This is a genomic window from Promicromonospora sp. NPDC060271 (assembly GCF_042726755.1).
In the GTDB taxonomy this organism is placed as follows: Bacteria; Actinomycetota; Actinomycetes; order Actinomycetales; family Cellulomonadaceae; genus Promicromonospora.
In genome coordinates this window covers 1-10,695 of the sequence record NZ_JBHXBG010000180.1, presented here as the reverse complement: position 1 = coordinate 10,695, position 10,695 = coordinate 1, and the positions used below count along the sequence as shown (strand labels likewise).

Sequence of the window (10,695 nt, the reverse complement as noted above, 5' to 3'; positions counted from 1 at the left end):
GATGTATTCCTTCCCGAAGTGGAGGGCCCCCTGGGGCCCGTGAACGCATCCGCGCGCGCATTCTCGCTCCCCACGGCCTCTGCTGCTGACTCGCCTTCTGAGGGTGGTGAGCCCGCGTCGGGCGAGGGTGGGGTGGCGGGGGTTTCACCGGTGGTCGAGCCTGTCGAGACCTCGGTAGCGCCGGTGGGCGGGGCTGTCGGAGCCTCTGGGGAATCGGCTCGGGTTGTGGCTCGGAGGGAGGGGCGGGAGAGGCGGCTGGCGCTGGCTGCCGAGATCTCCGCCCGGGTGGGGGAGAACCGTGGGGAACGGTCGCTCGAGGTGCAGGCGCTCGCGTTGCTGGGGGCCGCCGTCGGGTACTACCAGCGGGAGGACAAGCCGTTCTGGCAGGAGCACTACGCGCGGCTCGAGCTTCCGCTCGACGAATGGCCTGGCCGGCGGTCGACGTTCCACGTGGAACGTTCGACCGTGCTGCGCGGCTGGGGGATCGTGGGGCGTGATCGGCTGCCCTCACGGGAGATCGAGCTGGTCGGGCGCATGCTCGACGGTTCGCGGGTCGACGGGTCCGATCTCGGCGTCGGGAACACGGTGCACGTTCTGTACGACCAGCCGGTGCCGGCCGTCGTCGGCGGGCTGGAGGCGCGGGCCGTGCGCGGGGAGCATTCCGGCGGCGTGATCCAGGAGGTCCGGGAGCCTGGTGAGCGGGACGACGTGCCTCGGGGACGCGACGTCGTCGTGCTGCGGGAGCGGCTGTCCGGCGGAGCGGAGCCGCACGAACAGGCTCCTGTCGCCCTCGCGCCGCACTGCGGACCCGCACGCGACGCGCAGGAGCGGGCAGTGGAGGAAGCCGCTCGGGCAGCACTCGCCTCGTGGGACACGGACCGGACGCTGCCCGACGGGGCCGCGGTCGACCTGCTGCGCAGACGGCAGCCGCGGCTCGTCGACGGGGCACTGCCCGACCTCGGCGACGAACGGGATGGCGGACTCGATCTCGAGGCGGCGGTGCACGCGGCCGTCGAGCGCCTCGACCGTTCCTACCTCGCGGTGCAGGGTCCGCCCGGGACCGGAAAGACCCATGTCGGCTCGCACGTCATCGCCAAGCTGGTGGGCGCCGGCTGGCGGGTGGGCGTGGTGGCCCAGTCACATGCGGCGGTCGAGAACATGCTGAGCGCCGTGGTCGACAAGGCGGACGTGCCCGCCGAGCTCGTGGCGAAGAAACAGCGGTCGAAGGGCGCCGAGCAGGTCAGCGGTCAGCCGTGGGAGGAGCTGTCGAGCACTCAGCTCGCGGACTTCGCGGCGAACAGCTCGGGCGGCTGCGTGGTGGGGGGCACCGCATGGGACTTCGCACACGAGCGCTGGCCCGACGAAGGACTCGACCTGCTGGTCATCGACGAGGCCGGCCAGTTCTCGCTCGCCGACACGATCGCCGTCGGCCGGTCCGCTCAGCGGCTCCTGCTGCTGGGCGACCCGCAACAGCTGCCGCAGGTCAGTCAGGGCAAGCACCCGGAACCCGTCGACGAGTCGGCGCTCGCCTGGCTCGCGGCCGGCAGCGCCGTACTTCCGGACGGGCTCGGCTACCTGCTGCCCGAGTCGTGGCGCATGCACCCCGATGTCTGCGCCGCGGTGTCCCAGCTCTCGTACGCCGGGCGCCTCTCGGCCCATCCGATCACGACCACGCGATCGCTCGCCGGGGTGGCACCCGGAGTGCTGCACGTCCCGGTGTCGCACGAGGGGCGCTCGACGTCGTCCCCCGAGGAGGCCGCCGAGGTGGTGCGCCAGGTGCGGCACGTGTTCGGGCGCACGTGGACGCCGGGTGGTGGCGGGCCGTCCCGCCCGCTCGGGGCCGACGACGTTGTGGTGGTCGCCGCGTACAACGCGCAGGTTCACCTGGTTCGTCAGGCGCTTCGCGATGCCGGTCTCGACGGGGTGCCGGTCGGAACCGTCGACATGTTCCAGGGACGGGAGGCGCCGGTGGCGATCCTGACGCTCGCCGCCTCGACGCCCGACGACGTCTCCCGGGGTATGGGTTTCCTGCTGTCGCGCAACCGCATCAACGTGGCGGTCTCGCGCGCGCAGTGGCAGGCAGTGGTCGTCTCGTCACCCCGGCTCACCGACTACCTTCCGGGAGACCTGGAGGCCGACGGCGTCCGCCGCCTCATGGAGCTGGGTGGATTCCTGCGTCTCATCGGCGGCTGATCGCCGCCGGTCGCGACCAAGCGTCCGCCGGTCGAGCTTGTCGAGACCTCAGGATCTCGACAAGCTTTCGACCGACGGGGCACAGCCCGTCCAGCGGGGGTCAGAACTCGCCGCCCCCGAAATCGCCGCCGCCGAAATCGCCCCCGCCGAAGTCGCCGCCGCCACCGAAGTCTCCGAAGAAGCCGCCACCGGCGTGGCCGCCCGCATCACCGCCGGCGTCGCCGGAAGCCTCGACGGGCTCCGCGCCGGCGTCGCCGCCCGCTTCCTCCGCACCGCCGGCGTCGCCGCCTTCCTCACCCCCGGCGAAGTCCTGCGCGGGGTCTCCGAAGGAGCTGCCGAACATCATGTCCGCAACGGCGGAGCCGATGACCATGCCGCCGATCGTGCCGAGCATGCTCGCACCGAGCATCGAGCCGAAGCCCGGGCCGCGGCTCTGCCCGAAGTTGCGCTCCAGGGTGCCCGGGTTGCGCATCTCCGCGCGGGTGGCCATGCGGGCCAGGTCCCGCGGGTCGTCCGACGTCGCGCGCTCGTTCGGCGGGACGGACTCGCTGAGCTGGGCGAGGACCTGGCTGCGCTGCTCGGGCGTGAGCTGTGCGAACGCCTCGGCGTGCGCCTCCTCCACCCGGTCCGGCGGGGCGGTGCGGAGCAGGTAGCGGTAGCGCTCGATCGCCACCTCGTCCTCGCTGCGCCCGGTGCTCGCGGCGGAGCCGTAGACGGGTGCGGTGCCGTACTCGGGGGTCTGGCCCCGCGTCTGCTGGTACTGCTGCGGCATTCTGCCGCCCTGGTACATGCCCGGGGTCTGCTCGCGCGGCTCGCGGCCAAGCAGTCGGTCGAGGAAGCCCATGATCTCGTCCTTCGTAGGTGACGGTCCAGGTGGGAAACGCCCGGCGCGGGCCAACGGTTCCAGATCGAGCCGTCGGTCCACCGGCTGAAATGGCGAAGGCCCGGTCACCTCGAAAGGTGGCCGGGCCTTCGTCGTGCAACCTGCGACGAACTCGGACGAGCTCAGCGCGACGGTTGCGAAGTCTGAGGGATCACATCGGGCGGATGTTCTCCGCCTGCAGGCCCTTCGGGCCCTGCTTCACGTCGAACTCGACGCGCTGGTTCTCCTCCAGCGAACGGTAGCCGTCCGACTGGATCGCACTGAAGTGAGCGAACACGTCCTGCCCACCGTCCTCGGGCGCGATGAACCCGAAGCCCTTCTCGGCGTTGAACCACTTGACGGTTCCGAATGCCATGTACTGCTCCTTGCATGAGGCGACGACCCCGACCGTCGGGATCGCATAATCACGGTGTCGTCGTCATCTCACGGAAGAACGATCGAGGCACTGCAACGCTCATACCTTACCCGCCAGACGCTAGGAAAGCCCGATCAATCTTCAGTGACTTGCATCTGACTTGTGTCCGCGGGGTCCCAGGCCCCGTTTTTCGGGCCTCGTCGACGGTGTGTCGACGGTGTCAGGGGCGGATGCTAGAACGGTTGGCATGAACGCAGCCACCGCCATCCCGTCCGTCAGGCTCAACAACGGCGTCGAGATCCCGCAGGTGGGTCTTGGCGTGTTCCAGGTGCCCGGCAACGGCACGCAGGCGTGTGTCGAGACGGCCCTCGAGCTCGGCTACCGGCACATCGACACCGCTGCCGCCTACTACAACGAGGAGGGTGTCGGTGCGGCCCTCCGGGCCACCGGCGTCCCGCGCGAGGACATCTTCGTCACCACCAAGCTGCGCAACGGCGACCAGGGCTACGAGAGCGCGCTGCGGGCCTTCGAGGACAGCCGCCAGGCGCTCGGCCTCGACGTCGTCGACCTGTACCTCATCCACTGGCCGGTCCCCGGCCGCGGCCTGTACGCAGAGACGTGGCGAGCATTCGAGAAGCTGCTGGCCGACGGCGCGGTGCGGGCCATCGGCGTCTCCAACTTCCTGCCTGAGCACATAGACCGGCTGGTCAGCGAGTCGAACGTCGTGCCGGCGGTGAACCAGGTCGAGCTGCACCCGACCTTCCGCCAGCCCGCCACCGTCGAGCGGAGCAGGGCGCACGGCATCGCCCCGGAGGCGTACTCGCCCCTGGGGCAGGGGGCTGACCTGGAGGCACCGGTGGTGGTCGGCATCGCGAACGAGCTCGGCGTGACACCCGGTCAGGTGGTGCTCCGCTGGCAGGTGCAGCACGGCGTGATCCTGATCCCGAAGTCCGTGAACCCGGAGCGTATGGCGACCAATCTCGACCTGTTCTCGTTCTCGCTGACCGAGGCGCAGATGGCCGAGATCGACGCCCTGGACTCGCCGGGCGGCCGGATCGGCGCGGACCCGGCGACGGCCTCGTTCACGCAGTTCCGACACTGAGCCGAGCGGCTCTCGGCGGCGTGCGCGGGGCACGGAGATGACCTCTCGGCGCTGTCGTCGCTGCCCCTCTTTCCCGTTCGAATCCCGTTTTCGCCCCTCCTCTTGGGGGACTGTGCGACCCGGGTAACATCCTCGTAACGATCGAGTCGGTGTGACGGACTAGACACATTGGTGACACAGAGTGTGACTACGTTCATCGCCACGACGAGGCAAGTCGCCGCGTCAGGTTCACTCCCGCTCGAAGGGGAACAGCAGAATGATTCGACGTTCCACGGCGGCGCGCGGTCTTGCGATCGCCGCTGTCCTCAGCGTGGGCCTCGCGGCCTGCTCCACCACCTCCGGAGGCGGCGAGGGGGAGGGTTCGTCCGATCCGCTGAAGATCGGAACCCTGCTCCCGCTCACCGGTAACCTCGCCTACCTGGGTCCGCCCGAGGTCGCGGGCGTCGGCCAGGCAGTAGACGACATCAACGCCGCCGGCGGCGTCCTCGGCAACGACGTCGAGGTCGTCCCCTCGGACTCCGGTGACGGCGACAACCTCACCGTCTCGACCAACTCGGTCACCGACCTGCTGAGCCAGGACGTCGCCGCCATCATCGGTGCCGCGTCCTCGACGGTGACCCTCAACGTCGTCGACTCCGTGACCGAGGCCGGCGTCATGCAGGTCTCGCCGGCGAACACGGCGACCACGCTGTCGGGCTACTCGCCGCTCTTCGCGCGGACCGCCCCGCCGGACACCGTCCAGGGTCAGGCGCTCGGCTCGCTCATGCTCGACGACGGGCACCAGAAGGTCGCGTTCCTGACCATGCAGGACGACTACGCGACCGGTCTGCGCGACAACGTGCAGATGGCGGTCGAGGCCGGCGGCGGCGAGGTCGTCTACGGCGCCAAGGGTGACGGCACCGAGTTCGCCCAGGCCGAGACCAACTTCTCGAACGTCGTGGCGGACGCCCTGGCCGCGAAGCCGGACGCGATCGCGATCTTCGCCTTCGAGGAGACCAAGGCTGCCATCGCCGAGCTGGTCACCCAGGACTGGGAGTTCGCAGGCAAGACGTACCTGTGCGACGGCAACACCGCCGACTACTCCAAGGACTTCGACCCCGGCACGCTCGAGGGCGTCAAGGGCACCATCCCCGGCGCCGACGCTCCCGAGGACTTCAAGCAGCGCCTGAACGACTGGTACGTGGCGGAGAACGACGAGGAGCTCGCGGACTACGCGTACGCCGCTGAGTCGTACGACGCCGCCATCCTCGTCGCGCTCGCCGCCGTGCGCGGCGAGGGCACCGACGGCCAGACGATCGCGGACAACATCCGTGCCGTCTCGGGCTCGGAGGAGGGCGCCACCGAGGTCTCGACGTTCGAGGAGGGCGTCGCGGCGCTCGAGGCGGGCGACGAGATCGCCTACCAGGGTGTCTCCGGCATCGGGCCGCTGAACGAGGACAACGACCCGTCGTCCGCGTTCATCGGCGTCTACGAGTACGACGGCGACAACAAGAACATCTGGACCAAGGTCGTCGAGGGCTCGGTCGCCGGCTGACCTGATCGCTCCTGATCTTGCGCTGATCAGTGAATGACAGAACTGAAAGTCGATCGACCCGGTCACCTCTCTGGGTGACCGGGTCGATCGTTGTCGAACTGCGACCCAAGCGGGTCTCGAACCGGACATGACGCCCGCCACCTGCCGCGCTATCGCCGGTCGACCCCCGATCTGCAACGGTGCAGATCGTTATGGCGACCAATCTGCGGCCGGCGAAACTCTGTGTGACACAACACGTGTAATCCGTGACACACGGTGCGGCTACACTTCCGGCACGCTGATGCCATCAGTTTGATGCAGGCCTGGTTAAGCAGGGCTAAATCATCCTGGCGTCGAGCGGCACCGAGACCTCGGGGCACCACACACCAGAACCGACGGAGGACCCGGCAGATGACAGCCGACCGACCGAACCTCGCGACAGCCGCGCGCAGGCTCGTGGCCACGCTCGCGGCAGCGGCCTTCCCGGCCTTGCTCGCGGCGGCGCCAGCCATGGCCGCAACGGCACCTGTCGCGACAGACTGCACACCCGATGCCTCGACGGCCTGCGTCGCGGCGATCGTCATGGACGAGGACAACAACTTCGTCCCGGACGTCGGCGTCACCATCTCCGGCGCCGAGTTCGAGGCCCTAGTGACCACCACCCAGGAAGGCCCGGTCTCCGTCGAGGTGCCGGAGGTCGGGACGTACACGATCACCCTCGACGAGGCGACGTTGCCCGAGGGCCTGTTCCCCGACCCCGCCGAGCGTGAGGTGACAGCGCAGAGAGGGTCGACCGCGCGCGGCGCCTTCCGGCTCGGCGACCAGCCGGTGAGCAGCACGCCGTCGGCCGAGCCAGGGGCGAGCGAGGGAACCGGTGCGGAGACCCCCGCCGCCGGCGAGGAAGGGTCCGAGGAAGCCACCGGGGGCGGGTTCTCCCTGGCGAACGTGTGGCAGAAGTTCGGCCTCGGGATCCGCCTCGGCCTCCTGCTGGCCCTCGCGTCCGTCGGTATCAGCCTGATCTACGGCACAACCGGCCTGTCGACCTTCGCGCACGGCGAGCAGTTCACCCTCGGGGCGGTGTTCACCTTCATGGGGGTCAACATGTGGGGTCTGCCGTTCTGGGCGGCCGCACTCTTCGCGCTGGCGCTCTGCACGGCCTCCGGGTTCGTGCAGGACGTGGTGATGTGGAAGCCGCTGCGTCAGCGCGGTACGCCGCTGACACAGCTCATGATCATCACGATCGGGCTCTCGCTCACCCTGCAGTACACGATCCAGCTCATGATCGGTAACGGCTCGGAGCGCATCCTGAGCAGCAACCCGACGTCGATGACCATCGCGGGGATCACGCTCTCGTCGTGGTCCTGGGCCTCGATGGGCGTCGCGGTGATCGCGATCCTGTTCATCGGCTGGTTCCTGACCCGCACGCGGATCGGTCGGGCCACGCGCGCCGTGTCGGACAACCCGGCGCTGGCGTCGGCCACCGGCATCAACCCCGACAAGATCGTCCGCATCGTCTGGACGATGTCGACCGGCTTCGCCGGTCTGGCGGGGCTCATGTACGGCCTGTCGGTCGGCACCTTCGGCTGGAACACCGGTATGCAGATGCTCCTGCTGATGTTCGCAGCGGTGACGCTGGGTGGCCTCGGGACGGCGTTCGGCGCACTGGCCGGGTCGATGGTCATCGGCGTCGTCGTCGAGATGTCGCCGCTCATCCCCGGTATGCCGAACGACCTTCGCTACGCCACCGCGCTCGCGATCCTGATTCTCGTCCTGTTGCTGCGGCCGCAAGGCCTGCTCGGCCGGCGCGAGCGGATCGGCTGAAAGGACAATCCCCATGGAAGAACTGAGCCGAATCCTCACGCAAGCGGCCGGCGAGCTGATCGCACCGACCACTGCCGCCTTCGTCCTGGCCGCGATCGGCCTCAACCTGCACTTCGGTTACACCGGACTGCTCAACATGGGCCAGGCAGGCTTCATGCTGCTCGGCGCCTACGGCTTCGGGATCTCGACGATCGCGGGCGCACCGCTGTGGCTCGCCCTGATCGTCGCGCTGTCCGCGAGCATCCTCTTCGCGCTGATCCTTGGTATGCCCACGCTGAAGCTGCGTGGTGACTACCTGGCGATCGTCACCATCGCGGCCGCCGAGATCGTCCGCATGCTCGGCCGGTCCAGTGGCCTCGCCCAGTGGACCGGCGGCCAGGCGGGCCTCCGTGGCAACGAGTTCAAGGACACGTTCGCCGCACTCTCGCCCCTGCCTGACGGACGCACCGCCATCGGCCCGTTCGAGTACCTCAACAACGGTTCGGACTCCTGGTGGGTCCGGATCGTCGGCTGGGCGCTCGTCGCACTGGCGCTGGTCGTCGTCTGGCTGCTCACCCGCAGCCCCTGGGGCCGCCTGCTCAAGGGTGTCCGCGAGGACGAGGACGCGGTCCGGGCGCTCGGCAAGAACGTCTACGCCATCAAGATGCAGGCCCTCGTCCTCGGCGGTGTCTTCGGATCACTCGGCGGAGTGCTGTACGTGCTGCCGCGTGCCATCCAGCCCGACGGCATGGCTCGGTCGATGACGTTCTTCGTCTGGACCGTGCTGCTGCTCGGCGGTGCGGCCACCCTGTTCGGGCCCGTGCTGGGCTCGATGCTGTTCTGGGCGGTCTTCATGCTCCTGCGCGCCGGGATGCGCGAGGGGCTGGCCGGGACGCTCGCCCCGGACCAGGTAGAGAACATCGGTGGCCTCGTCGTGGGCGTCGCCCTGATGCTGCTGGTGATCTTCCGCCCGCAAGGGATCTTGGGGAACAAGAAGGAGCTCGCCTTCGATGCCCGATGAGACGACGACGGAGAAGACAGTGACTGAGGTGACCGAGCCCGAGAGCACCGTGGAGGCGCTGGACGCCGTCGAGCGCAGCGATTCCGCGGCAGCCCGAGCGGCCGAGCACGTTCTCGCCGCCGTCGAGCCGAAGGTGGGTGTCAGCAAGCCGGACACGATCCTGATGGCCGACGGCGTGCAGCGCCGGTTCGGCGGCATGACCGCCGTCGACGTCGAGCACCTGGAGGTCCAGCGGGGTGTCATCACCGCCCTGATCGGCCCCAACGGTGCGGGCAAGACGACGTTCTTCAACCTGCTGACCGGGTTCGACAAGCCCAACCAGGGTTCCTGGTCCTTCGAGGGCAGGTCGCTCGACGGGATGAGCGCCGCCAAGGTGGCGCGCAACGGCATGGTCCGTACGTTCCAGCTCACCAAGGCGCTGTCGCGTCTCACGGTGATGCAGAACATGCTGCTCGCCGCGATGGACAATCCCGGCGAGAACCTGTTCCGGTCCCTGGTCAAGCCGCTGTGGTCCGGCACGGAGAAGCGGAACACCGAGAAGGCGCTCGAGATCCTCTCGCGGTTCAAGCTCGACACCAAGAAGGACGACTTCGCGGGCTCGCTCTCGGGCGGCCAGCGCAAGCTGCTCGAGATGGCACGGGCCCTGATGACGGACCCGACCATGATCATGCTCGACGAGCCCATGGCCGGTGTGAACCCCGCCCTCGTGCAGTCCCTGCTGCACCACGTCCAGGCGCTGCGCGACGACGGCATGACGGTGCTGTTCGTCGAGCACGACATGCACGCCGTCCGGCACATCTCGGACTGGGTGGTCGTGATGGCGGAGGGCCGGATCGTCGCGGAGGGACCGCCCGCGGCCGTCATGCAGGACCAGGCGGTCGTGGACGCCTACCTCGGCGCCCACCACGACACCGACCTCGGGGACGACTCGCTGCTCGACCCCGCAGTGCTGGCCCGGCTCGAGGCCGAGGAGGAGAAGCGATGAGCGACGTGGCGACGATTGCCAAGGGGGAGCCCCTGCTCAAGGCGACCGACATCGTGGCGGGGTACCTGCCCGGCGTGAACATCCTGAACGGGTGCAACCTCGAGGTGGCGAAGGGCGAGCTCGTCGGCATCATCGGCCCGAACGGCGCCGGCAAGTCGACGCTGCTCAAGTCCCTGTTCGGTCTGGTGAACGTGCGCTCCGGCTCCGTCACCCTGGCGGGCCAGGACATCACGAACCAGAAGGCCGACACGCTCGTCTCGCAGGGTGTGGGCTTCGTTCCGCAGAACAACAACGTGTTCCCCTCGCTCACCGTCGAGGAGAACATGCGCATGGGCGTGTACCTGCGGCCCAAGGCGTTCGACGAGCGGTTCGAGTTCATCACCGACCTGTTCCCCACGCTGGGCGAGCGGCGCGGGCAGCGGGCGGGCGCGATGTCGGGCGGTGAGCGCCAGATGGTCGCGATGGCCCGCGCGCTCATGATGAACCCGTCGGTGCTGCTGCTCGACGAGCCGTCCGCCGGCCTGTCCCCGGTGCGTCAGGACGAGACGTTCCTGCGTACCCGCATGATCAACAAGGCAGGCGTGTCGGTGATCATGGTGGAGCAGAACGCGCGGCGCTGCCTGCAGATCTGCGACCGCGGCTACGTGCTCGACCAGGGCAAGGACGCGCACACCGGGACCGGCCGGGAGCTCCAGGCCGACCCCAAGGTGATCTCGCTGTACCTGGGCACGCTGGCGGAGGACGTCGACAAGGCCTCCTGAAGGTTGCCGAGGTAGGTCCGCGAAGTAGAGCGCCTGTCCGAGCCTCCCCGGTGTTGCCGGGAGACCAGGACAGGCGCTCTAC

9 protein-coding genes are annotated in these 10,695 nt (G+C 69.1%); 7 read left to right on the top strand and 2 right to left on the bottom strand.

The window, feature by feature from the left end:
* Positions 1-225 precede the first annotated feature (225 nt).
* Positions 226-2,193, top strand: coding sequence for a DEAD/DEAH box helicase (locus ACFWE2_RS21595; RefSeq protein ID WP_377226263.1), 1,968 nt, complete (start codon positions 226-228; stop codon positions 2,191-2,193).
* 100 nt (positions 2,194-2,293) lie between these two features.
* Here the strand turns inward: ACFWE2_RS21595 and ACFWE2_RS21590 are convergent, their stop codons facing one another.
* Together ACFWE2_RS21590 and ACFWE2_RS21585 are read right to left on the bottom strand one after the other, a co-directional pair.
* The gene (locus ACFWE2_RS21590) at positions 2,294-3,037 is read right to left on the bottom strand and encodes a hypothetical protein (protein ID WP_377226262.1); all 744 of its coding nucleotides are present in this window, start codon (positions 3,035-3,037) and stop codon (positions 2,294-2,296) included.
* 190 nt (positions 3,038-3,227) lie between these two features.
* On the bottom strand, positions 3,228-3,431 hold the full coding sequence (locus ACFWE2_RS21585; protein ID WP_377226261.1) for a cold-shock protein: 204 nt from the start codon (positions 3,429-3,431) through the stop codon (positions 3,228-3,230).
* A gap of 247 nt (positions 3,432-3,678) precedes the next feature.
* On the opposite strand from ACFWE2_RS21585, the gene ACFWE2_RS21580 reads away from it, so the two are divergent.
* The 6 genes from ACFWE2_RS21580 to ACFWE2_RS21555 all read left to right on the top strand — a co-directional run bounded on the left by ACFWE2_RS21580 (position 3,679) and on the right by ACFWE2_RS21555 (position 10,613).
* Positions 3,679-4,533: an aldo/keto reductase gene (locus ACFWE2_RS21580; RefSeq protein ID WP_377226260.1), complete on the top strand. Its 855-nt coding sequence runs from the start codon at positions 3,679-3,681 to the stop codon at positions 4,531-4,533.
* Between the two features lie 256 nt (positions 4,534-4,789).
* Positions 4,790-6,067 (top strand): ABC transporter substrate-binding protein, encoded by a 1,278-nt coding sequence (locus ACFWE2_RS21575; protein WP_377226259.1) that lies wholly within the window; start codon positions 4,790-4,792, stop codon positions 6,065-6,067.
* Between the two features lie 390 nt (positions 6,068-6,457).
* Entirely contained in the window at positions 6,458-7,867 is a 1,410-nt protein-coding gene (locus tag ACFWE2_RS21570) for a branched-chain amino acid ABC transporter permease (protein ID WP_377226258.1), read from the top strand.
* A gap of 13 nt (positions 7,868-7,880) precedes the next feature.
* Entirely contained in the window at positions 7,881-8,867 is a 987-nt protein-coding gene (locus ACFWE2_RS21565; RefSeq protein WP_377226257.1) for a branched-chain amino acid ABC transporter permease, read from the top strand.
* A gap of 163 nt (positions 8,868-9,030) precedes the next feature.
* The gene (locus tag ACFWE2_RS21560) at positions 9,031-9,852 is read left to right on the top strand and encodes an ABC transporter ATP-binding protein (protein ID WP_377226264.1); all 822 of its coding nucleotides are present in this window, start codon (positions 9,031-9,033) and stop codon (positions 9,850-9,852) included.
* Positions 9,849-10,613, top strand: a complete 765-nt coding sequence (locus ACFWE2_RS21555) for an ABC transporter ATP-binding protein (RefSeq protein ID WP_377226256.1) — start codon at positions 9,849-9,851, stop codon at positions 10,611-10,613. The genes ACFWE2_RS21560 and ACFWE2_RS21555 overlap by 4 nt, the downstream gene beginning before the upstream one ends.
* The last annotated feature ends 82 nt before the right edge of the window (positions 10,614-10,695 follow it).

Excerpts from the sequence above, each read along its gene's own strand:
- ACFWE2_RS21590 (WP_377226262.1), bottom strand. The coding sequence starts at position 3,037 with ATGGGCTTCCTCGACCGACTGCTTGGCCGCGAGCCGCGCGAGCAGACC.
- ACFWE2_RS21585 (WP_377226261.1), bottom strand. The coding sequence starts at position 3,431 with ATGGCATTCGGAACCGTCAAGTGGTTCAACGCCGAGAAGGGCTTCGGG.
- ACFWE2_RS21580 (WP_377226260.1), top strand. The coding sequence starts at position 3,679 with ATGAACGCAGCCACCGCCATCCCGTCCGTCAGGCTCAACAACGGCGTC.
- ACFWE2_RS21575 (WP_377226259.1), top strand. The coding sequence starts at position 4,790 with ATGATTCGACGTTCCACGGCGGCGCGCGGTCTTGCGATCGCCGCTGTC.
- ACFWE2_RS21570 (WP_377226258.1), top strand. The coding sequence starts at position 6,458 with ATGACAGCCGACCGACCGAACCTCGCGACAGCCGCGCGCAGGCTCGTG.
- ACFWE2_RS21565 (WP_377226257.1), top strand. The coding sequence starts at position 7,881 with ATGGAAGAACTGAGCCGAATCCTCACGCAAGCGGCCGGCGAGCTGATC.
- ACFWE2_RS21560 (WP_377226264.1), top strand. The coding sequence starts at position 9,031 with ATGGCCGACGGCGTGCAGCGCCGGTTCGGCGGCATGACCGCCGTCGAC.
- ACFWE2_RS21555 (WP_377226256.1), top strand. The coding sequence starts at position 9,849 with ATGAGCGACGTGGCGACGATTGCCAAGGGGGAGCCCCTGCTCAAGGCG.